This window comes from Shouchella miscanthi (assembly GCF_007725405.1).
In the GTDB taxonomy this organism is placed as follows: Bacteria; Bacillota; Bacilli; order Bacillales; family Bacillaceae_D; genus Shouchella; species Shouchella hunanensis.
Map to the genome: position 1 here is coordinate 2,311,129 of NZ_CP042163.1, position 20,985 is coordinate 2,332,113.

The 20,985-nt window shown below is 39.7% G+C and carries 24 protein-coding genes, 1 riboswitch and 1 other annotated feature; of the genes, 3 read left to right on the forward strand and 21 right to left on the reverse strand.

Translation table 11 applies throughout. The annotated features are described in order from the left end of the window. Position 1: 1 nt before the first annotated feature. From FPV17_RS11590 to FPV17_RS11650, 14 genes are all read right to left on the reverse strand, one after another. On the reverse strand, positions 2-1,111 hold the full coding sequence (locus tag FPV17_RS11590; RefSeq protein ID WP_144559085.1) for a methionine biosynthesis PLP-dependent protein: 1,110 nt from the start codon (positions 1,109-1,111) through the stop codon (positions 2-4). 75 nt (positions 1,112-1,186) lie between these two features. Then, positions 1,187-1,285, reverse strand: a riboswitch (SAM riboswitch). Between the two features lie 130 nt (positions 1,286-1,415). Next, entirely contained in the window at positions 1,416-1,580 is a 165-nt protein-coding gene (locus FPV17_RS21970; RefSeq protein ID WP_164468425.1) for a hypothetical protein, read from the reverse strand. Between the two features lie 14 nt (positions 1,581-1,594). Then, entirely contained in the window at positions 1,595-2,263 is a 669-nt protein-coding gene (gene prsW, locus FPV17_RS11595; RefSeq protein WP_035398231.1) for a glutamic-type intramembrane protease PrsW, read from the reverse strand. An 85-nt stretch (positions 2,264-2,348) separates the two neighbouring features. Then, the gene (locus tag FPV17_RS11600) at positions 2,349-3,308 is read right to left on the reverse strand and encodes an asparaginase (RefSeq protein ID WP_035398218.1); all 960 of its coding nucleotides are present in this window, start codon (positions 3,306-3,308) and stop codon (positions 2,349-2,351) included. Then, entirely contained in the window at positions 3,305-4,279 is a 975-nt protein-coding gene (locus FPV17_RS11605) for a YpdA family putative bacillithiol disulfide reductase (protein ID WP_144559086.1), read from the reverse strand. Before FPV17_RS11605 ends, FPV17_RS11600 begins: the two co-directional genes overlap by 4 nt. 95 nt (positions 4,280-4,374) lie before the next feature. Further along, complete coding sequence (locus tag FPV17_RS11610) at positions 4,375-5,637, reverse strand: Glu/Leu/Phe/Val family dehydrogenase (RefSeq protein ID WP_060705394.1); 1,263 nt, start codon at positions 5,635-5,637, stop codon at positions 4,375-4,377. Positions 5,638-5,837: 200 nt separating this feature from the next. Further along, complete coding sequence (locus FPV17_RS11615; protein WP_035398216.1) at positions 5,838-6,464, reverse strand: hypothetical protein; 627 nt, start codon at positions 6,462-6,464, stop codon at positions 5,838-5,840. After that, a complete protein-coding gene (locus FPV17_RS11620; protein WP_144559087.1) occupies positions 6,461-7,909 on the reverse strand; it encodes a sensor histidine kinase in 1,449 nt (482 codons plus the stop codon). The genes FPV17_RS11615 and FPV17_RS11620 overlap by 4 nt, the downstream gene beginning before the upstream one ends. Further along, the gene (locus tag FPV17_RS11625; protein WP_035398209.1) at positions 7,906-8,595 is read right to left on the reverse strand and encodes a response regulator transcription factor; all 690 of its coding nucleotides are present in this window, start codon (positions 8,593-8,595) and stop codon (positions 7,906-7,908) included. Before FPV17_RS11625 ends, FPV17_RS11620 begins: the two co-directional genes overlap by 4 nt. A gap of 154 nt (positions 8,596-8,749) precedes the next feature. Next, entirely contained in the window at positions 8,750-9,352 is a 603-nt protein-coding gene (locus FPV17_RS11630; protein WP_035398207.1) for a genetic competence negative regulator, read from the reverse strand. A 102-nt stretch (positions 9,353-9,454) separates the two neighbouring features. Continuing rightward, positions 9,455-10,351, reverse strand: coding sequence for a MerR family transcriptional regulator (locus FPV17_RS11635; RefSeq protein ID WP_144559088.1), 897 nt, complete (start codon positions 10,349-10,351; stop codon positions 9,455-9,457). A gap of 268 nt (positions 10,352-10,619) precedes the next feature. Further along, the gene (locus tag FPV17_RS11640) at positions 10,620-11,822 is read right to left on the reverse strand and encodes a M20 family metallopeptidase (protein WP_144559089.1); all 1,203 of its coding nucleotides are present in this window, start codon (positions 11,820-11,822) and stop codon (positions 10,620-10,622) included. Between the two features lie 271 nt (positions 11,823-12,093). After that, a complete protein-coding gene (locus FPV17_RS11645; protein WP_144559090.1) occupies positions 12,094-12,933 on the reverse strand; it encodes a helix-turn-helix domain-containing protein in 840 nt (279 codons plus the stop codon). 182 nt (positions 12,934-13,115) lie between these two features. Then, complete coding sequence (locus tag FPV17_RS11650; RefSeq protein ID WP_035398199.1) at positions 13,116-13,319, reverse strand: helix-turn-helix transcriptional regulator; 204 nt, start codon at positions 13,317-13,319, stop codon at positions 13,116-13,118. 156 nt (positions 13,320-13,475) lie between these two features. On the opposite strand from FPV17_RS11650, the gene FPV17_RS11655 reads away from it, so the two are divergent. Then, positions 13,476-13,772 carry a helix-turn-helix domain-containing protein gene (locus FPV17_RS11655; protein ID WP_035398197.1) on the forward strand — a complete coding sequence of 99 codons (297 nt, stop codon included), beginning with the start codon at positions 13,476-13,478 and terminating at the stop codon, positions 13,770-13,772. A gap of 14 nt (positions 13,773-13,786) precedes the next feature. Here FPV17_RS11655 and FPV17_RS11660 read toward each other — a convergent pair whose 3' ends face one another. The 4 genes from FPV17_RS11660 to FPV17_RS11675 are packed head-to-tail and all read right to left on the reverse strand — an operon-like array spanning position 13,787 to position 16,989. Further along, complete coding sequence (locus FPV17_RS11660) at positions 13,787-14,200, reverse strand: DUF2663 family protein (protein WP_186370611.1); 414 nt, start codon at positions 14,198-14,200, stop codon at positions 13,787-13,789. Positions 14,201-14,244: 44 nt separating this feature from the next. After that, entirely contained in the window at positions 14,245-14,439 is a 195-nt protein-coding gene (locus FPV17_RS11665) for a hypothetical protein (protein WP_035398193.1), read from the reverse strand. After that, a complete protein-coding gene (locus FPV17_RS11670; protein WP_144559092.1) occupies positions 14,436-15,950 on the reverse strand; it encodes a RecQ family ATP-dependent DNA helicase in 1,515 nt (504 codons plus the stop codon). The genes FPV17_RS11665 and FPV17_RS11670 overlap by 4 nt, the downstream gene beginning before the upstream one ends. Beyond that, positions 15,937-16,989, reverse strand: coding sequence for a YpbB family protein (locus tag FPV17_RS11675; RefSeq protein ID WP_186370612.1), 1,053 nt, complete (start codon positions 16,987-16,989; stop codon positions 15,937-15,939). Before FPV17_RS11675 ends, FPV17_RS11670 begins: the two co-directional genes overlap by 14 nt. Positions 16,990-17,103: 114 nt before the next feature. On the opposite strand from FPV17_RS11675, the gene FPV17_RS11680 reads away from it, so the two are divergent. Together FPV17_RS11680 and serA are read left to right on the forward strand one after the other, a co-directional pair. After that, complete coding sequence (locus tag FPV17_RS11680; protein ID WP_035398190.1) at positions 17,104-17,358, forward strand: ferredoxin; 255 nt, start codon at positions 17,104-17,106, stop codon at positions 17,356-17,358. A gap of 147 nt (positions 17,359-17,505) precedes the next feature. Beyond that, positions 17,506-17,711 (forward strand) — a binding site (T-box leader). Positions 17,712-17,769: 58 nt separating this feature from the next. Continuing rightward, a complete protein-coding gene (gene serA, locus FPV17_RS11685) occupies positions 17,770-19,356 on the forward strand; it encodes a phosphoglycerate dehydrogenase (RefSeq protein ID WP_144559094.1) in 1,587 nt (528 codons plus the stop codon). A gap of 45 nt (positions 19,357-19,401) precedes the next feature. Here serA and FPV17_RS21975 read toward each other — a convergent pair whose 3' ends face one another. The 3 genes from FPV17_RS21975 to FPV17_RS11695 are packed head-to-tail and all read right to left on the reverse strand — an operon-like array spanning position 19,402 to position 20,984. After that, on the reverse strand, positions 19,402-19,575 hold the full coding sequence (locus FPV17_RS21975; RefSeq protein WP_158332069.1) for a hypothetical protein: 174 nt from the start codon (positions 19,573-19,575) through the stop codon (positions 19,402-19,404). Between the two features lie 53 nt (positions 19,576-19,628). Continuing rightward, entirely contained in the window at positions 19,629-20,180 is a 552-nt protein-coding gene (locus FPV17_RS11690) for a cob(I)yrinic acid a,c-diamide adenosyltransferase (protein ID WP_035398187.1), read from the reverse strand. Positions 20,181-20,192: 12 nt separating this feature from the next. After that, a complete protein-coding gene (locus tag FPV17_RS11695; protein WP_144559095.1) occupies positions 20,193-20,984 on the reverse strand; it encodes an ABC transporter ATP-binding protein in 792 nt (263 codons plus the stop codon). Between the last annotated feature and the right edge of the window lies 1 nt (position 20,985).

Below are 20,985 nucleotides of genomic sequence, written 5' to 3' on the forward strand. Positions count from 1 at the left end.
CTCATCCCTTCCTATTTTTCGCTGACTTAAAAGCTTGTTGTAAATCACTTATTAAATCTTCACAATGTTCTATGCCGACAGAGAAACGTAGTAATGTATTGTCAACACCTTTAGCAATTCGAACCTCTTCTGGAATATCCGCATGGGTTTGCGTTGCCGGATAGGTCATTAAACTTTCAACGCCACCAAGACTTTCCGCAAATGAAATAAGCTTTAATGATTGTAAAATGGGATTAATTAGAGCTTCATCTGTCACCCTAAATGAGACCATTCCGCCTTTTCCAGGGTAGAGAACCTCTTTAACAATGGATTCTTCATTTAGCAACTCTACTAATCGTTTCGCATTTTCTTCATGCTGTTTCATTCGTAACGCTAAAGTCTTCATGCCTCGCATTAAGAGCCAGGAGTCAAATGCACCAAGGATAAATCCAGCACCATTGTGAAAATAAGCGAGCTGCTCGCTTATTTCTGTGCCTTTGGCAACTACAAGTCCTGCCACTACATCATTGTGACCTCCTAGATATTTGGTCGCTGAATGAACGACGATGTCTGCTCCTTCTTCTAACGGCTTCAACAAGAGAGGCGTCAAAAATGTATTATCAACAATTAAAAGCAGGTTATGAGTTCTACAAAATGCTGATAAATCTGCGATTGAAGCCTCTTTCATAAGTGGGTTTGTCGGTGTTTCTACAAAAAGTGCTTTCGTATTAGCTGTCCGTAACGCTTTAACCGTCTCTAAATTAGACATGTCAACATAATCAAACGTTAGCCCCCATTTTTTCCAACCACCTTCAAAAAGTCGATATGTACCACCGTATAAATCATCTGAACATAGAATATGGTCCCCTTGTTCAAAGAGTGAGAAAACAAGCTGAATGGCAGACATTCCTGAACTTGTTGCAAATCCTCTCTCTCCATGCTCAAGACAGGCAATCGCTTGCTCTAAAACTTCCCGAGTCGGGTTCCCTGTCCTCGCATAATCATAGCCAGTTGATTCTTGTATGCCTGTATGTCGATAAGCAGTTGAGAAATAAACCGGTGTATTAACTGCCCCTGTTTCATCTTTTCGGCGGTTACCAATTTGCGCTAGTATTGATTGATCATGTGTCATGTAGTCATCCCCTTTTCTCTCATAAAACAATAAAAACCTTTCTTCAAGATATAAGAAGAAAGGTTCCTGACATTTCTCTTATCTTGCAGAATACTGCTGGATTTAGCACCTTGCCTATAAGGCTGGTTGCTGAGACTTCACAGGGCCATATCCCTCCGTCTCTCTTGATAAGATCTATTGAGTTTTTTTGTATTGTCACAACTTTAACGCAAAATATACGATTCTGCAAGTCATTCATTTTATTTTTCGTCATTCTATTGAATATAAAAAACGTACGCCTGCAAAGGACGTACGTTTTTTACCGTTATTCAGGAGACGCTTCAATAATTAATTGATCTTCGTTCCCACAGACACATTGCTTAAATCCTGTTTCATAGTCTCCGTTTTCATTGCGTTTTCCACGTAAAATATATTTTTCTCCACATAAAGGGCAACGAATGACAATTCGATAGCGATTCGCTGTTGTCACGCTATACTCCTCCTTTAGTCCATCTGACTCTTCTCATTTTCATTGAGCTTGTTCGCTTTTTTGATTTTCCATATTGCCAATAACCAAAGACCAACCATAAAAGGAATCATTAAAAGTAAAAAATAATGTCCAAAATCCATTAAAATATAGTCATAGCTTCCGTGTAAGATCATCGGAAAAACAGCTGCTAATACTAGAAATAGACGCCTTTTAGATCGATGGTATTTTGCCCTTCCAATATAGTAGCCCATCACAATGCCATACACTGCATGAGCAGTCGTTGGTAATAAGGTACGGGGAAGAACATGATCAAATCCGTAAGCAATCATATATAAGCTGTTTTCAACTGTTGCAAATCCAAGTGACAGCGCTACACCAAAAACAATTCCATCAAGAGGTTGTCTTAATTGACCGTGTTGATAAGCAAAAATGAACAACATCAGCCATTTTAACCCTTCTTCAATCAATCCGTAAAGCAAAAAAGCTTTTATTAACGGTTCCGTTATCATTTCTTCTTCCGTTAACGCAAATTGAATGACCGATATCGGAAGAACGAGGAGAGCGCCAATAATAAAAATTCGCAGAACTAAAAACATAGCCCCTCGGCTAAAAGAATCACGCAAGTAAACATAGGAGAACAACGCCATGGCTGGTGCCAGAGCCGCAATAACAAAAGAAATCAAGGTTTGTCGACCCACTCTCTAAAAAGGAAGTCCACTAATTACTCACAGTATACGCTTCACACTGATGAGACTCAAGTAACATCCCTTATGAAAAACCAAGCATAACATCTTTCTTTGCGGCTGTTAACACGAGGGTTTTGACCCGTGCTTTTTTACTATCGTAATCTGAGCCTAAAACAACACCTAGTTGCTCAAGATGATGTGCACTTCCTTTATAGTCATACGTTGGATATACTTTTCCTTCTTCCGATGACGTTGTTAATATAATCGGTTTTCCCATACGAAGCGCCTCTTCAATCGGTGCCACTAATTGTGGGGGCACTTGTCCACGTCCTACCGCTTCCAATACAAGCCCATCAACCGTTTCAATGAGAGCTCGTAACGTTTTCTCAGACATACCTAAATAAATTTTCGCAATACCGATCTCTTTGAAACGAGGTTCCGTTAATTCATACATTTCCCGACGAATTGGTTTTTGATACGTAAAAATAACATCATTGTCAATAATCCCTAAATATCCAAAGCCAAATGCGTTAAAACCTTGAATATTTGATGCATGCTCCTTTTTCACATAACGAGCAGAAAAAATGCGCTCATTAAAGACAACAACACAACCTGTCCCTTTCAAATCTGGTTCACATGCCGCATAGATCGCATGTCGTAGATTCATAAAAGCATCACTACCTGTATCTTCTGGTCCTCGCTGCGAACCTGTTACAACAACTGGTCTTTCATCTGTATTCGTTAAATCTAAATAATAAGCTGTTTCCTCTAATGTATCTGTACCATGTGTTACAACGACCCCATCAACATCTTTCGATTGAAACGCTTGTTTGATTTCTGTTGCAAGTATATGCCAATCCTCTGGAACAAGGTGCACACTTGGTTTTTGCAAAACAGAGCGAACCGTTACATGGATATCCGTTGGCAAGCCACATAGCTCCGCAAGCTCTTCCCCTGTTAATTCACCTGCCACTAGCTTACCATTTTCACCAGTTGTGCTTGCAATTGTTCCACCTGTAGTTAAAAGTACGACGTGCCTCACTGCATTTCCTCCATTTTCTGTTTTTGGATAATAGCGGCAGCAATCTGCTTCCCATGCTCTCTTCCATTTTCAATAAAGATTTCATTAGCGTTATTCCCTGCTGCTATAACACCCGCTATAAATAAATGGGCAACGTTTGTTTCCATTGTTTCGCTTTGAAAGCTCGGGCGACCTGTTGCTTCATCTACTTCCACACCCATACTTCGAATGAATGAATGATCTGGATGGTAGCCTGTCATGGCAAAAACAAAGTCTGCCTTGGCGTGGTTTTCTTGTCCATCCTGTTTATAGTGAACGGCCTTTTCCGTAATCTTTGTAATATGCGCACCAAACTCTAGTTGAATACGCCCATTATTAACGAGAGAAATCACTTCAGGCAGAATCCACGGCTTCACGCTTTTCGAATAATCATCACCACGGTAAAGCAATGTAACACGAGCACCTGCTTTTTCAAGCTCTAACGCTGCATCCACAGCCGAGTTCTTCCCACCGATAACAACAACGTCATGATCAAAAAAAGGATGAGCTTCCTTAAAATAATGCATCACATGCTCACTTGCTTCCCCTGGAACGTTCATATAATTAGGTGAATCATAGTAACCAGTAGCCACAACCACATTCCGAGCTTTATACAGTTGTTTCGTTGTTTTTACAGTAAACACGTTGTTCTGTTTTGATACATCTAGCACTTCCTCATATGCATGGACGTTTACTTTTTTACGCTTAGCAACCATTCGGTAATACACAAGCGCTTGGTTCCGTCTCGGTTTCCGTTCTTCTGTAATAAAAGGCACCTCTCCAATTTCCAATCGTTCACTCGTACTGAAAAAGGTTTGGTGCGTTGGATACCGATAAATGGCATTCACAATATTCTCTTTTTCAATGATTAAAGAGGACAAGCCTTTTTTATCACACTCAATTGCCGCTGATAAACCACATGGCCCTGCTCCAAAGATTATTACATCGTACATACACTAATCAACCTCTTTTCAACGCTCATTCATAACCAAAACCCCTGTGCGCAAAAAAACGATCACAAGGGTCCTCACATGAAAAGTATATCAAATTAAACCCAACCACGAAAACGAGATGCTTCTGCCATTCGGCGGACACCTACCATATATGCAGCTAAACGCATATCCACTTTGCGCCTTTTCGCTAATTGATAAATATGGTCAAAGGCTTCAACTAGTACGGTTTGAAGTTTTCCTTCGACTTCTTCTGCCGACCAATAAAAACCTTGATTGTTCTGCACCCACTCAAAGTAAGAAACCGTTACCCCTCCTGCACTAGCTAGAACATCAGGAACAAGAAGAATGCCACGTTCCGATAAAATTTTCGTTGCTTCTAAGGTTGTTGGACCATTCGCAGCTTCCACAACAATTGATGCTTTAATGTTTCCAGCGTTGCGAGCTGTGATTTGGTTTTCAATTGCAGCAGGCACTAAAATATCGCATTCCATTTCGAGCAATTCTTCATTCGTAATGGTGTCTTTAAACAGCTTGGTCACTGTTCCAAAACTATCTCGTCGATCAAGTAAATAGTCAATATCAAGTCCTTCTGAATCATACAGAGCTCCATATGCATCCGCAATACCCACAACTAATGCGCCTGCATCAGACATGAATTTCGCTAAAAAGCTCCCCGCATTTCCAAAACCTTGAATGATGACTTTTGCTCCGTCCATATCAATACCTTGTTTTTTTGCTGCTTCATTTACACAAATGGTTACGCCTTTAGCAGTAGCAGATTCTCTTCCGTGCGAACCACCAAGTACAAGTGGTTTCCCAGTAATAAATCCTGGTGAATCAAACTCGCGAATGCGACTATATTCATCAAGCATCCAAGCCATAATTTGAGAATTCGTAAACACATCTGGGGCGGGAATATCCTTCGTCGGGCCAACAATTTGACTAATCGCACGTACATAACCTCTGCTTAGTCGCTCTACTTCCCGAAAAGACATCGTTCTAGGGTCACAAACAATGCCTCCCTTTCCTCCCCCATACGGCAGATTAACAATACCTGCTTTTAGACTCATCCAAATCGATAGTGCTTTCACTTCTTTTTCCGTTACATCAGGGTGGAAGCGAACGCCTCCCTTTGTTGGACCCACAGAGTCATTATGCTGGGCACGATAACCTGTAAAGATTTTGGTCGATCCGTCATCCATTCTTACTGGAATACGAACCGTCATCATACGCATCGGCTCTTTTAATAATTCATACATTTCTTCCGGATAGCCTAATTTACTTAACGCAGTATGTATAATGGATTGAGTTGACGCAAGAACATCATTCGTACCTGTTCGATTCGCGCTTTCGTCCATTGATTCTGTCACCTCACGGAATTTTCCTTTTTTCATTCAACACTTCTAATGATAATGAAACAAGGCAGGGAATGCCACCCTTATTTTGTCCAATTTATCATTGGTGTAAATCTTTCTATCTGTATTCCACATTTCAACCTTCTTAATCATCGTCAGTAGCGTTCCTATTTACTTACCATTTTCCTAAAAAAAGCTGTCGATCATTCATCATCATGAACAAAGTGATACGCCTGTTCATCAAGAATAAATACACCTTCTGGAATATCCGGATTAATCTTAAAATAACTTGCTTCAAGCCCAATTTGTTCTCCATTAATATGTTCCGTTTGCTTTAATACAACAAGAGATTGTTTATCAACCCAAAGTTCGTATTCTAAGACGTCATCCTGATAAAACTCGACGTGAAAGACGTTTCGTTTTAACAGCTTATTTTTTTTACTTTCACTAAAGCGAATGTCATGTGTCGAGGAAAGGTAATCAATCTCATTAACTAAATAGTTTCGACCAGTTGAGATAAGTCCTTCTCGTTCATATTCGTACACTTCATTTGTTTGGTGATCAACCTCAAACAATTTTTGACCATCATAAAGCTCTGAATAGAGTAAGGAATCGTTAATATACGAATCCACTCGCTGCCTCGCCTCACTTTCAGCGAAAACATGCATCTTCCATCCTTCCTCATCTTCTAAGACTAGTTCAAATGGTAGAAATTCACTTTCCTGATTGAACGCTTCCTCTAATAAGGCGTTTGCATCCATTGATGTATAAAAACACCCTCCCATTAATAAAAGCATTGCTACGCCCCACGCAATATACCGTCTTTTCACTCTATCCCCCCTGTTACGTTACGATGTGCTAATGGAAGCATAAAATAAAATGTGCTTCCTTTCTCTAACGATGATTGAAGCCCCATTTTTCCACCATGTTTTTGAATAAGCTCTCGACAAATGGCGAGCCCTAAGCCAACACCACTTTCATTTGACTGATTTCGCGCTTTTTCTACCTGATAAAAAGAATCAAATACATGAGCCTGCTCTTCAGGTGAAATGCCTTTACCTGTGTCTTTGACAACAAAATAAACATGCGCTTCTTCGTGCTCTATGGAGTGAGTAGCGAGCTTTTTTGCCTGTGTTGTAGCAAGTAACGAAATACTGCCGCCTTCTGGTGTATAGTGAACTGCATTAGCAACAAGATTATCTACGACTTGTATTAACCGATCAACATCAACATAAAGTTCTGCATCGGCACAATCGATGGCAATTGTAAAATGATGGGTTTTCCACTGATCTTTATAGCCGTCAAAAAGCGTATCGGCAAGCTCCTCTGCATCAACTTGCTGCAAATCCAACAAAAAACTTGTTGCGCGGATTTGGGAGTACATTAATAAGTCAGCGATTAATCGCTGCATATAGCGAGTTTTCGCTAAAATAACAGACGCATACTCATCTTTCTTATCGTCACTTTCTATTAGCCCTTCAGCATAAGCACGGATAGAAGTTAGTGGCGTACGTAAATCATGAGAAATGGAAGCGATAAGTTTTTGCCGATTTCCTTCAACCCGCTGTTTCTCTCGTTCGGTTTCGACTAATTGAGCAGTCATAATGGCAAAGTCATCAAGCAATACTCCAACTTCCGTTCGCCTATGTGTGGATCCATGAAGCTTAACCTCTCTTTTGCCATCACCAATATGCTGCATCTGCTCTTTCATCCACGTAAAAGGCACAAGCATATTTCGCTTAAACCAGTGTTGAACGATGTAAAATGTAATGGCGCTACTACACCCAAAAAATAAGAACGTTAACAGGTAGATTAACGAAGCATCTTGTTGAATATCACCTTGATGAAAGCGAATTTCATAATACCCTGTCAATGTATCTTCAAAGAAAAGCGGTTCCTTGTAGATAAAGGTACCATCACGTGTTTGAAGTTCATAGAGGTTGCTCATCATATCAGCTGGGCTTAAATAAGACGCAAACAGTCCAGGCTCCGATTGGGAAACAAGCTTCCGCTGCGCAGAATAAAGAGCAATATCCGCAACTTCACCATGATAGTGCTGTGTTTGCATCAAAACTGCTTCAGGATCTGTCTTAATTGCTTCCGCCTGTCTAGCAAGACCGCTGCCGATTGCTTTTGCTTTTGAAATCGCTTCAACATAAAGCTCACTTTGCCCCTGAACCGCTCGATTAACTTGTATGCTAAATAAACTAGTTGTTATAAAGGGAACAATTGCCGTAAGAATTAATAGTAAATTTAATTGACCGCGGAGCTTCATGCGCCGGGTGTGGCGATAAACTTGTAACCAATGCCCCAAACCGTTTCAATAAAACGCGGTGCTTTTTTTCGATCATTTAGCTTATCTCGTAAATTTTTAATATGTACCGTTACAGTGCGGCTATCAAATCCATCACTGTTCCAAATTTGATTATACAATTCCTCTTTCGTAAATACTGTCCCTCTATTTTCCGCTAGAAATAAAAATAACTGATATTCTTTCGCCGTTAACACCAGTGGTTGATCTTGAATGGTCAGCTGTCTTCCTCTTCGATCCACTTTCACCTCATGAAACTGAAGCTCATTCTCTTCTTGAAACGATTGAACTGGGACGTGTCGACGTAATTGAACTTTTACACGAGCTACTAGCTCAGATGGACTAAATGGTTTTGTTACATAATCGTCAGCGCCAATTTCTAAACTTTGTATTTTGTCTACATCTGTTTGCTTTGCACTGACAACAATAATCGGTATATTTGAAAATGTTCGTGCTTCTTTGCATAAAGAAAATCCATCTTTTTTTGGTAGCATTAAATCAATGATCGCTACTTTATATGCATGCTCTTTTAGCTTTTGTAACCCCGTCTCTCCATCTTCACACCATGTTACGTACAAATTTTCTTTCTTTAAATAATCTGTAATAATTGTGGCAATTGCTTTATCGTCTTCCACTAAAAGCACATCCATAGTCCCACCCCATGTGCAATTTTTAATTCTATTTTACCAAATTTCAGCAATGAAATATAGATCTTTTCCAGTATTTCACCTATTCATCAAGGAATCCCAGCCATAGAAAAAGCTCGTAGACTATATCGTCGACAAGCTTTACAATGTTTTTATTTTAGTTCGCTGGGTAAAAAGTTTGGAATAAATACGCAATCGTATTCGCTTCAATTAGTTTCTTACCGTACTCAGCAATACGATGAAATGAAATCGTAGCAGGACTTCCAAACTCAGACAATATGGCCACTAAAGCATCTTCATTTATTTGTTCTAGGTCGTCGTCGGATAGCTTTAGAAAAAAACGATTTTCATAAGAATAAAGTTCTCCTCCACCCATGTCGATTGCTTTTAAACGCGGTATTAGGCCAACAACATCTTCGAATGATTTAAACTCATAAAATACATCATCAATTTCGTCTAATGTTAACTGCATTTCGATAAAGCCATCTTCATAATCATCTGTATCATAATCATCCGACTGTGTCCCTTTTGTGACAATAAAGACCATGCCTTGTGCTGGCATAGCGAATACTTCAACTGCAATCGGACCATCTACTTTAAAACCTAATTCATCATCTGCTTCAAGCATCATATCACGAAATAAGTCATGTACTTTCGGTACATCTTGCCATAAATCTTCTTTCGTAATTCCTCGTTCTTCCATATCATCAAAGGTTAAGAAAACCTTAAACTTATCAATCGCCAAACGCTCTAATCGCATCCCTATACCTCCTTATGACCAGGCTATCCCATCTCAAACATTTATACGATACTTTATGTTTGCATGCATTAGATGGTTCAACGTTTTTATCTAAAATCAAATCTAATTCATATGCTCTAGCCATAATTCCCAATCTGCTCTTGATTTTCCAACAAAGAGATCAGCATGATGCTTCTTTTGATCATCCGTTAAACCGTTAAATGCGTCCCCAATAATACCACTTTTTTTAATAAATGACTTTTCAGCTACATAGCGCACATGATTAGCAGCTTGCTCAAAATGCACCCTATCCATAGAAGAAATAATCATCAGTTCAGGCTGAATTTGTTCCATTACTAATTCAACATCTTCTAGTGGAATCCCTGCATCTAAACAAATCACATCCATGCCTTTCCGCTTTAAATAAAATGAAAAAACGCGTAGTAAAATGGAATAGGAATCGCCTTGATATGAAAACAATAACGCCTTAGGCATTAAGTTGTTTTTTGGAATACTTAGCATGACATTTTTCACTTTTGCGCCGAGTATTTGAAACATATATTGCTTATGAATGTTAGTCATAGACGGCTGCTTGTCCATTTCTTCTAACTGTTTTTCCACTTGCATAAACAAATCAATGGTTACTCGGTCTATAGAATACATGCTATAGGCTTGATTTAAAACCGCCTGCGCACGCTCTTCATCAAAGCAAAGAAGCGCATCGGCAATTTCTCTCGCTATTTGAGCAATGTAATGGTGACCTTCTGATACATTTTCTTCATAAGTTCCTTTACGCTCTAACGATTCCACCGCTTGTTTAATCGTAAAACCTTCGTTCACTCTTTCAATAAGCGTCTGAAGCTTTAATACTTGTTCTTCGCTATACAAACGATGACCACTTTCATTACGAAAAGGGGCTACAACATGATAGCGACGTTCCCAAGCTCTTAATGTACCAGGTCTAATCCCGAGCTTCTTTGACACAGCCTTTATATTATAATTCCCTTCTTTAAAGGTCATATCCAATTCGCTCCTTACCAATTCAACCAGCTGCCTGTTTCGTTATTCGACTGTTTGCTAATGTTCAATTCTTATATCCTTTTTTTCATTAGGTTAATCATTTTATGAAAATCTTTTCGTTATTAAAAGGTATAGCAGTATCATACCACACTCTATTCAAACCACGCACATATGCGATTTAGTCGTCATGTGAAGATACAAATGCGGCGACTCCCTAATAAATATGCACAAAAAAAGCAGATCCTCTAAGATCTGCTTTTTGATCTGTTTAATTTACCGCTTGTGTAGTTGCGTTTAATTCAGCCAATGCATAGAGCGCAACTGCGCCTAAATGTTTAGCGGCAATAAGCATCGATTCCTCGTCAATGGTAAACTTCGGATGATGATGGGGATACGTAATGCCTTCTTGTTCATTCCCTGCTCCAGTAAAGAAAAATGCACCAGGAACTTTTTGCAAATAGTAGGAAAAATCTTCACCGCCCATTACAGGAGGAATCTCGTAGACATTAGCAGAATTAAAAAACGGCTCGGATGACTGCTTTAACCACTCTGTTGCCTCTGGATGGTTAATGACTGCAGGATATCCTTTAGCGTAATGAAACTCATAGGTGGCGCCATAGGCATCGCAAACCCCTTTTGTAACATCTTCCATTCGCTTAATCACTTGCTCTTGAACCGGTTGACTAAAGGTCCGCACCGTCCCTGTTAAATTGGCTACATCACTCACAACATTAAATGCGCCACCAGCATGAAAAGAAGCGATTGTAACAACTGCAGGTTCAAGGGGGTCAACATTCCGACTAACAACTTGCTGTAGTGCTAAAGAAACTGCTGAACCTACAATAACAGCATCTACTGTTTGATGGGGCATGGCTCCATGACCGCCAAATCCTGTAATATTAATTTCGAATTTGTCTGCAGCTGCCATTAAACGATCATAGGAATACCCAATTTCTCCTTTTGGAATGGGCGTCCATAAGTGGGTACCAAATATACGGTCTACACCATCTAAACAGCCGTCGTTTATCATTGCAATTGCCCCACCAGGAGCAAGCTCTTCAGCAAACTGGTGAATAAACACAATCGTCCCTGCCAAATCCGCTTTTCGTTCAGCAAGCACTTTTGCTAAAACAAGTAATGTAGCCGTATGTCCATCGTGACCACAGGCATGCATTTTTCCAGGATGTTTCGAAGCGAAGGGAAGGCCAGTTTCTTCTTGAATTGGGAGTGCATCAAAATCCGCACGAAGGGCTACAGTTTTACCGGGCTTCCCTCCCACTAACGTTCCTACAACTCCTCTACCACCTACTTCGGTTCGCACATTAACGCCAATATTTCGTAAATATTCTGCTATTTTCGCTGGCGTATGGACCTCTTCATAGGATAGTTCCGGTTCAGCATGAAACCCTCGTCTTAATTCAATCATTTCTGGGTATAGCTCGTCTAATCGTGATAGTATGTCATTCAGCATTCGTCTTTTCCCCCTTATGAACTAAAAAGGTATCCCTTATAGGAATACCGCCCATTACCATCTATACAGAATCAATCAGAATTCTGGGACATTTTAAGTAACAGAATAGCCATAACTACCGCAAGTACGACAGCCGTTAAACCAATTCCTAAAATTGCAATTAATTGACCCGCGCTCATGCTCATCTTTCCTTTCACTCCTTGAAAGCATTTTCTTCTCCTACACAGTATAGCATAAGACAAGGAACTTTCAAAGGTGGGCATCCTCTTCACTACGTCCTACATAAAGCCAATAGCTCATCGATTTGATCCATTTTCACCCTATTTTGTTCAATATAAAGTAGCTTTTTCGCTTTCTTTAAATAGATACGTGCGTCATCATATTGGAATCGTTTTACTAAGCATTGTCCATAAATATAGAAAAATTGAGCTAGTCCGATAAGAACTTGGTAATCCAAACACATCTGCTCCCCAGCTACACAATAGTATTCTGCCTCAGCATACTCACCTTTTTTAAACATGTATTGGGCGTTGCCGAGGTATGCGCGTATATATAAAGGAACGTATTGAACATGAGGTGATTGTTCATCTAACCGATGAAGCAATGTTTGAAAACACTGATGCGCATTCTCTTCCATACCAGCCTGGGCATAGATCGAACCTAGATCAGCGAGCATAAAGAATTGGTTACTCGTTGTATCTGCTTTATTGTAGCCCTTTTCCAGCTTTGAAATGGCCTCTTCCGTGGCACGGTCCACATAATGTGCACATAGTGCTTCATGCCACAGGCAAAAAGAATCATCTTGAGCTAAATTAGCAGCTATTAATTGTTCCTGTACTTTTTGAAATTCTCCTTTTATCGCATCAAGTCTTATTTGATCTTTTGTCGTTTGAGGACAATGAGCAGGTTCAAGTTGGTGATCGAAGAAATAATTCATGTCAACGTTTAAGCGTTGGGCGATGTGGAAGAGCGTTATGCTAGAAGGGTTTAGTATACCTTTCTCAATGTTACTAATTTGTGCTTGTGTGCAAATGCCTTTTGAAAGTTCCGCTTGCGTCAAGGCATTCTTTTTTCGCAGATGATGAACTTTTCGAGCAATTTCCCCTTTCATTTTAAAAACCTCCTGACATTAGGAAAAGAGCAGGCCTTCTGCTTTTTTTGGAAAAATATTCTTTAAGTATGATTATAAAGCCTCTAATCTAGAATTCCTACCTTTTTTTGAAAAAATAATTAATAAATCATTTTCTGAAAACAATATTTAAATAAAAAAACCTTAAAAAAGGTTTTAAGCTGTTAACTGTTTATCTCATCTAGGAATAAATCATCAGGTGTCATGGTAAATACGTTGGCAATTTTCACTGCTAATTCATAAGAAAGCCCTCTTTTGCCGTTTTCGATTTGCCAATAAAATGGTGTACTGACATGAATCTGTTTTGCTACTTGTTCCAGAGTCATATGATGTTCTAACCGCACTTTTCTTAATTTAGTCCGTTGCATATGATCACCCCACTAGTAATTAACCACAAGTTAACTAGATTATACTATTAACTGGTAATGCTGTAAATCATAAGTTTCTATTTAGTTAACAATTGTTTTCGTTAGCGATTTGTTAACTTATAATGAGAGTGACGAAATAAAGGGAGGGTGTATGTGATGGCGATTGATTCTAAGCGATTAAAGCAATTGCGTAAAGAACAAAAATTGACACAAGAACAGCTTGGGCGGCTTATCAACGTCACAAAAGTATCTATCTCAGGCTATGAAAATGGCAATCGAACGCCAGACACAGATACCATTAACCGAATTGCTGATGTTTTTGGTGTGACGACCGACTACCTTTTTGGTCGAACGGATCGAAAAAAACCAGCCTTTCTTTACGAGCCTGATTTAACGGAGAATGAAGAACAGTTACTTCGAGAACATCTGCATGCCTTACGTAAAAATAAATAGCGAGTGGCGATCTTTTAAGAGCGGAAGTAGAGGTTAATGGAAAACCGTTGCTCCATCTCGTTTAAATAAGCTTCTTTTTCCTCATGGGATAAATGATCGGGCAAGATTTCAGTCAAACGATCGATACATTCTTGCCTTAATGTCTCAAAATCAGTTTCTTTTTTGTCTGTTTTCTTCTTGCAGTTTATCATTTGCCCGATTAGAACGACCAAACATAAAAGTAAAATCAAAGGAATTGGCGCGAGAAGTAGGGTTGAAAAAGAGGATGACCCTTTCTGCGTAAGCGGACTTATGCTAATACCAAAAAGGAAGCTTGTACATAAAGTCCACCCTGCATAGCGCTTGCTTTTCTTTTCAAAACGTTCGAGCGTCTGCTTACGCTTAACGAGTTCATTCGTTATGTGCCCTACTGTATCTACATGTTGCACCCCTACCACCTCTTTTTGTAAAGAGTATGTCTTACTAGTGCAAATTAGACTAAAAAGAGAAACGCCATCACTAAAATGGACCCTACCAAACTAAAAAATAAGGCAAACAAGATTCGCGGCAAAAAGAGCGGCTTTTTTTTCGTTGTTTTGCTCCGCTTACGTTTATGGACATTCACACGAGATGGTAGCCGTTGCTCTTCGCTTCGATCTTCAAATTCTTCCACCTTCAACTCATTCATCTCTTTGCCCCCCTTTCTAAATACGGTTGATTAAAGATGTTGGCAAGCTCTTCATCCCATTGAAAGATATCCTTAGTTGATTCGTGTTTTTGTTTTTGAAATGAATCGAGAGTTGCTCCGCAGATGTCACAACAAATGGCCTGCAGCCTCACATGCTCATCAAAGGGATGAAGCAATAAATGGCGTCTGCACTGGTTGTGATTTTCACTATACTCAGTCATAGTGTCAAGTCGATGTTGCCTTCGTTGTTCTTGTTTTTCAAAATACGTTTTTAATTTTGAAATGGTTTCATGTTGATTCTTCCATGTTCCTTTATCATCTACGATTACGTCCCATTTTTCAAGTAAAAATAAAATCGTTTGACCTTGCTCACCGTATGATTGCTCAAGCCTCATTCGCTGTTCACTTTTACTGTTAAAAGGCATCGCAAGCAGCTGGGGCAATGTCTCTAACGACATTGTCTCTTCGACTCGATTTTGAATGAGTCGAGATGCATAAAATGGATCTTCAGGAGAAAGAAGAACGAGAGCGAAACTTGGTGAACCGTCTCGACCAGCTCGGCCAATTTCTTGTAAATAAGATGCAACATCTAGGGGTTGCTGTAAATGAATAATAAAGCGAATATCTTGTTTATTCACACCCATTCCAAAGGCATTTGTTGCACAAATTAAATCTAACTGATTTGAAAGAAATTGCTCCTGAACGAGCATTCGATCCATGCTATCCATTCCACCGTGGTAGTAGCCTACCGAAAGCTCTGGACAATCTCGTTGAAGTTGTTCACAGTACCACTCCGCTTGTGCCCTTGTTTGCGCGTATACTAAACCAGGGAGCTCGTACTCTCGAACAATCTCTTTAAGACGAATGACTTTTTGTTCATTCGTTTCATACCTTTCAACGAAAAGAGCGATATTTTCCCGATTCACTCGATCAAGGATTTCAACTGGCTGACGTAATTGAAGCTGTATTTTTATATCTTTTCGAACGTTTTCATCAGCGGTAGCTGTAATGGCTAAAGTAGGTGGATGATCGAGAGCCGCCTTCACTTCTCTTAATCGCAAATAATCAGCGCGAAAATCATGCCCCCAGTAGGAAATACAGTGCGCCTCATCGATAATAAAATACGATATAAGCTGACTTCTTAAAGCGCTGAGTACATCTTGTGCTTGAAGCATTTCTGGTGATAAATAAACAATTTTATAGTCATTTAGCTGCTGAAGAAGCTTTTGCCGCTCTTGTTTTGAAGAAAAACTATTAAGTGCTACAACTTGTTTTCGACCTGCTTTTTTTAATTGTGCTACTTGATCCTCCATAAGAGAAAGTAGTGGTGAAACAACAACCGTTAATCCTCTCGCTAAAAAAGCAGGGAGTTGGTAGCATAAAGACTTTCCTCTTCCAGTAGGTAACATGGCAAACACATCATTACCCGCCATTAGCGCTTCAATTATGTCTTTTTGCCCTTCCTTAAATGTCTGAAAACCAAACAATCGTTGTAATTCACGCTCTAACATAACGATCCCTTTCTCTCTTTGCTAAAACGAGTCGAATTTGAAAATAACTCACGTGCTCCCCAATTTCGTTTCGAATGTCTCTAAGTTTCCGATCGTCCTGCTGTTGCAAAACGGTTTCAATTTGCTTTTGTATTGAGGGCGTGACAAATGGCTCAATTGAAAATCGGTTATCACTCATTGCGATCTCAACAACATGATCTTCCACTGTCGCTGTTTTTAACTGTCGTATAGCAGCAATGCGCTCTAGTTTTACGTTTTGGTTTAATAGCTGCGCCGTTTTATTTGCTGAAGCCGTTAATCGATTCACTTCATTATGTGCGAAACATTGTGAGAGAGCTAGGTAAGTATCTTGCTGATTGTATGCACAGGAACAAAACGTATGAATGACTGCCTGAGTACGAAGCTGAACCTCTAACGCGTCCATTTTATAAACCTGGGAAAGCTGTGCTTTTGTTTGGCCAACTCGCCTTGGTCTAGAAAGCTGTCGAACAAATAGTTCGGCGTTTATTGTAGACTGCTCTCGCAGTATAGTCTCGCATTCCCAATAGAGCTGATTGTTTAAAGGCGTTACATCATGTTCGTACTGATTTAAAATGCCACGTACCCATTGCTGGTTCCAAACGTTATGGGTTGTTGGCGCAAATGACACCTTTTCGTATAAGTGACTAAGGGATTGAATGAGCAACGAGAAACGCTCCCAAAAACGACGTTCCACTTTACCAAACATCCACCCGTTCAATTGGTATAAATAAGAATGAGTAGCAAGACATGCATTTTTTCGAGCCTCTGCCTTTTTCGTTGGCACACAAATATCCTGCTCAAACGTAATGAACTGATCTTTTTCCAATGTTTCAAGAGTATGTTGAAACGCTTCTTTTGTTAAATGTGGCAACGTACCAAAAAGAAAGAGTTGATTAAAGAACGTACCATCTTGCACCGTTTGAATCGTTCGCTTGCCTTGTAACAAATGATACGCAGCCATGGCCGAACGTTTTCCTCGAAATAACGCAAGTGCCGTTACGATTAGGTCTTCTCTCATAGTAACCTCCATCCGTCCATCTCTTTATTTTAGCAAAGCTTTTTGTTTTTTTCATTGTTAAAACCTGAATATCTGCTACAATGGAGTGCATTAGAGTCAAAAAGGAGTAAAAGGATGACGAATAAATGCTTTACCATTGTAGATATGGATACTTGTATTGCATGTGGTGCATGCGGTGCTGTCGCTCCTGATATCTATGATTACAATGATGAGGGACTTGCTTATGTTTACATAGACGACAATACTGGATCAGCGTTAATACCAGATGTTCTTGTAGACGATGTCATTGATGCGAAAAATGGATGCCCGACGGATTCAATTAAAATTGCATCGAAACCATTTGATGGCGACCCGATGAAATACGAATGAAATAAACATTTAAACGTTAGATCTTTCGTTATATAAGCAAAAAAACCTATGAAGGACTAGTTTTTCAGATAATTCATTTCAAATAACGAATAATTAGTGGTTGACGTTCCAATCTTCTATGTGGTACAGTACTAAAAACTGAATCGTTTAAATACAATGATGAAGAGATGACAAGAAAACGGTTGATGCAGAGAGCTGATGGTTGGTGAAAATCAGTGAGGCCTTCTTGAATAGCACTTCTGAGTAGGCTTATCGAACAAGAGTAGATAAGTTCCGGGATCTCCGTTATGAATTGAGTTATGTAAAAGGTATTTACATAAATGAGGGTGGTACCGCGCTAAATCGCCCCTCACAGCTTTCAATGGAAAGCTGTGTTTTTTTTTTATTTTTTTTTAAAAGGAGAGAAACAGAATGGACAAAGAGAGACAGTATCGCGTACTAGTAGCAGATAGTATGAGTGAAGCAGGGTTAGCACCACTATTACAAGCACCGGATGTTATTGTTGATCAAAGAAGTATTCAAGAAACCGACGATCTAGCACAGTATGACGCCCTTCTGATCCGAAGCGGAACAACCGTAACAGAAGAAGTACTATTAAAAATGCCAAATGTAAAAATTATTGCCCGAGCCGGTGTAGGTGTTGATAACGTCGACGTGCAAGCTGCTACTAAGCACGGTGTTGTCGTCATCAATGCACCTGATGGCAACACGATTTCTACTGCAGAGCATACCTTTGCCATGATGTGCTCATTATTGCGCAACATTCCTCAAGCAAACGCATCATTAAAAGATGGTAAATGGGAACGCAAATTGTATCAAGGAGCAGAATTAAATAAAAAGAAACTTGGTATTATTGGTTTCGGTAGAATTGGTACACAACTTGCTCGTCGCGCAAAAGCATTTGATATGCAAGTAGTTGTATACGATCCATTTTTAACAGTGGAACGAGCGGAAAAATTAGGGATACAAAAAGCAGATTTACACGATGTCTTGCGCCAATCGGATATTATAACTGTCCATACACCACTAACAAAAGAAACAAAAGGTTTATTAAATATGGAAACCATCCCATTAACGAAAAAAGGTGTATATTTAATCAACTGTGCTAGAGGTGGCATTATTGATGAAAAAGCTTTGTATCATTTTTTAGAAAATGGCCATGTTGCCGGAGCAGCTTTAGATGTGTTTACCGAAGAACCGGTAACAGATCAAGCACTCATTGAACACGCTAACGTTGTTGCAACACCACATATTGCCGCTTCAACAAAGGAAGCACAGCTAAATGTTGCCTCACAAGTGGCTGAAGAGGTTCTCGCATTTCTTCAAGGGGAGCCAGCGAGGAATTCAATTAATTTGCCGACTTTGTCAAAAGAGCTGTATGAGAAAATCAAACCTCAATACGAGTTAGCAAAGACGATGGGTTCATTATTATCACAACTAATGCGTATCCCGGTCCAAGAGATCAATGTGTATTATAGTGGATCAACCACTCAAGGAGATACGAGCATATTAACAAGAAGCTTAATGGCTGGGTTTTTACAACCACGGGTGGATGCCGCTGTCAACGATGTCAATGCATCATTAATTGCTAGAGAACGTGGCATTAATTATGGTGAAAAACAACTAACCGATCATTTCGGTTATGAAAATCTTATTCATGCTGTTGCAGTCGGTGAAGAACGTTCGTTTGAGATAAAAGCAACGTATATTAAGGATTACGGTCCACGTATTGTTTCCCTTAACGAATTTTCTGTTGACATCGTTGCACAAGGGCATATTCTCTATATTCAGCATTTTGATCGCCCAGGTGTTATTGGCAAAATGGGGCAGTTGCTAGCGCAGCACGATGTCAACATCGCAACGATGCAAGTGGGTCGTAAGTCGGTTGGTGGTGAGGCAATTATGCTCGTAAATGTAGATAAACACGTTGAAGATGGAATCGTAGAGGAACTTGTAAAATTTGATGAAATCAAGCTCGTGCATGTGATTGACTTATAAAGATGAATAAACGGTTCATGCTTATCATGCGTGAACCGTTCTTCTTTACACGTAAACATCGTCCATTAGACATGTACTCTTCACGACATTTTGTCTGTCACCTATTACCATTCGCTCTTCTTCTATCATCCATTTCACACTGAAGAAAAGTAAACCGATAACGAACGTCAGCACAAACACAATGCTAAGTCGCTTGACAAAATCAACCATTGATGCCATAAAAGCCTCCCACTTTTTTTCTCCATGGGAACTATATGAGTACCATTTGCTTTTTATGAATGGAAATGCTTCTCTCCTACATAAGCTACGTCAACTACTCCTGTTTGTTTATTTGCTAATCGTGCTAAAGTAAAGAAGTAGTCTGATAGGCGGTTCATATACACTTGCAGTTCTGCAGGAATAGCAGTCTCTATATCATTCACACGTCGCTCTGCTTTTCTTGCTTCCGTTCGACACAGATGTAGCGCACAGGCAGTAGCACACCCACCTGGTAAAATAAAATACGCAAGTGGTTCCAATGACTCTGTGTGCATATCAATGCGCTGTTCCAACTCTTCGGTGTGAGCAGCTGTAATTTTATAAGGAATTGTCTCCTTTACGTTTGCTAAATCAGCCCCGTAATCAAATAATTGATTGGATACAACCATTAGTTCACTTGAGATGTTCGTTAAATCCTCCTGCTGTGCACGATAGATAGCTTGGCCAATGGTACTATTTAATTCATCGACTGCACCAATCGCTTCAATCCGAGTATCTGTTTTATTCAATCGCGCTCCTAAAATGCTTGTTTTTCCTTTATCTCCACCCCGAGTATAAATCTTCATTCTTTCATCCTCCTAACGAAAATCAACATAATATGGTAGAACGCTAAATTGTTTACGGCCTGAATACGGTTCGGTTGTTTCTGAAAACGCCGACCCATAAAGTGCCCTTAACTTATCGCTTGTAAGTTGCTGCTGTGTTTCGCCATAACCTTGAACATTTCCTTCTTTTAGAAGGAGCACGTTGTCACAATATAAACTTGCTAAATTCACATCATGTAAAATGCATACAACGGTTAAGTCATTTTTTTTAACCTGTTGATGTAAGTAGTCCATAAGTGCTACTTGGTGCGCAAGATCTAAATGATTGGTCGGCTCGTCTAGTAATAAAAGTTCAGGTGCTTGCGCTAACGCTTGCGCCAGCCACACCCGCTGTCGTTCTCCACCGCTAAGTGTCAGCATAGAACGATGCGCTAACGTGCTCACTTTCGTTTCCCGCATCGCATCATCGATCATCATTCGATCTGTTTTAGAAAGCTGTGGGAGCAAACCATTTAAATACGGATAACGCCCCAATTCAACTACGCTTTGAACCGTTGTATGAAAAGATGAAGAGGGTTCCTGAGTTAAAACAGCTACTTTGCGTGCCCGTTGTTTTGCCTTCATTTTTTCCAGCGGTTCATCATTAAAAAGAATATGCCCAGATTGGAACGATTTCACTCCTGTTATAGCCTGAAGCAAAGTTGTTTTTCCGCTACCATTTTCTCCTAGAATGCCAACCATTTCTCCTTTTTTTACAGTAAACGAAATATTGTCTAGTATCGTACGATCTCCGATGCGAACGCACACTCCTCGAACATCTAACATG

What these genes read in the sequence shown, in the direction of transcription:
- FPV17_RS11690 (WP_035398187.1), bottom strand. Translation starts at nt 20,180, where the DNA reads ATGAAGATTTATACTCGGGGTGGAGATAAAGGAAAAACAAGCATTTTA.
- FPV17_RS11610 (WP_060705394.1), bottom strand. Translation starts at nt 5,637, where the DNA reads ATGGACGAAAGCGCGAATCGAACAGGTACGAATGATGTTCTTGCGTCA.
- FPV17_RS11665 (WP_035398193.1), bottom strand. Translation starts at nt 14,439, where the DNA reads ATGAATGAGTTGAAGGTGGAAGAATTTGAAGATCGAAGCGAAGAGCAA.
- FPV17_RS11605 (WP_144559086.1), bottom strand. Translation starts at nt 4,279, where the DNA reads ATGTACGATGTAATAATCTTTGGAGCAGGGCCATGTGGTTTATCAGCG.
- FPV17_RS11670 (WP_144559092.1), bottom strand. Translation starts at nt 15,950, where the DNA reads ATGTTAGAGCGTGAATTACAACGATTGTTTGGTTTTCAGACATTTAAG.
- FPV17_RS11680 (WP_035398190.1), top strand. Translation starts at nt 17,104, where the DNA reads ATGACGAATAAATGCTTTACCATTGTAGATATGGATACTTGTATTGCA.
- FPV17_RS11645 (WP_144559090.1), bottom strand. Translation starts at nt 12,933, where the DNA reads ATGAAAGGGGAAATTGCTCGAAAAGTTCATCATCTGCGAAAAAAGAAT.
- serA (WP_144559094.1), top strand. Translation starts at nt 17,770, where the DNA reads ATGGACAAAGAGAGACAGTATCGCGTACTAGTAGCAGATAGTATGAGT.
- FPV17_RS11625 (WP_035398209.1), bottom strand. Translation starts at nt 8,595, where the DNA reads ATGGATGTGCTTTTAGTGGAAGACGATAAAGCAATTGCCACAATTATT.
- FPV17_RS11675 (WP_186370612.1), bottom strand. Translation starts at nt 16,989, where the DNA reads ATGAGAGAAGACCTAATCGTAACGGCACTTGCGTTATTTCGAGGAAAA.
- FPV17_RS21975 (WP_158332069.1), bottom strand. Translation starts at nt 19,575, where the DNA reads ATGGCATCAATGGTTGATTTTGTCAAGCGACTTAGCATTGTGTTTGTG.
- FPV17_RS11695 (WP_144559095.1), bottom strand. Translation starts at nt 20,984, where the DNA reads ATGTTAGATGTTCGAGGAGTGTGCGTTCGCATCGGAGATCGTACGATA.
- FPV17_RS11620 (WP_144559087.1), bottom strand. Translation starts at nt 7,909, where the DNA reads ATGAAGCTCCGCGGTCAATTAAATTTACTATTAATTCTTACGGCAATT.
- FPV17_RS11590 (WP_144559085.1), bottom strand. Translation starts at nt 1,111, where the DNA reads ATGACACATGATCAATCAATACTAGCGCAAATTGGTAACCGCCGAAAA.
- FPV17_RS11640 (WP_144559089.1), bottom strand. Translation starts at nt 11,822, where the DNA reads ATGCTGAATGACATACTATCACGATTAGACGAGCTATACCCAGAAATG.
- FPV17_RS11630 (WP_035398207.1), bottom strand. Translation starts at nt 9,352, where the DNA reads ATGCGATTAGAGCGTTTGGCGATTGATAAGTTTAAGGTTTTCTTAACC.
- FPV17_RS11650 (WP_035398199.1), bottom strand. Translation starts at nt 13,319, where the DNA reads ATGCAACGGACTAAATTAAGAAAAGTGCGGTTAGAACATCATATGACT.
- FPV17_RS11635 (WP_144559088.1), bottom strand. Translation starts at nt 10,351, where the DNA reads ATGACCTTTAAAGAAGGGAATTATAATATAAAGGCTGTGTCAAAGAAG.
- FPV17_RS11655 (WP_035398197.1), top strand. Translation starts at nt 13,476, where the DNA reads ATGGCGATTGATTCTAAGCGATTAAAGCAATTGCGTAAAGAACAAAAA.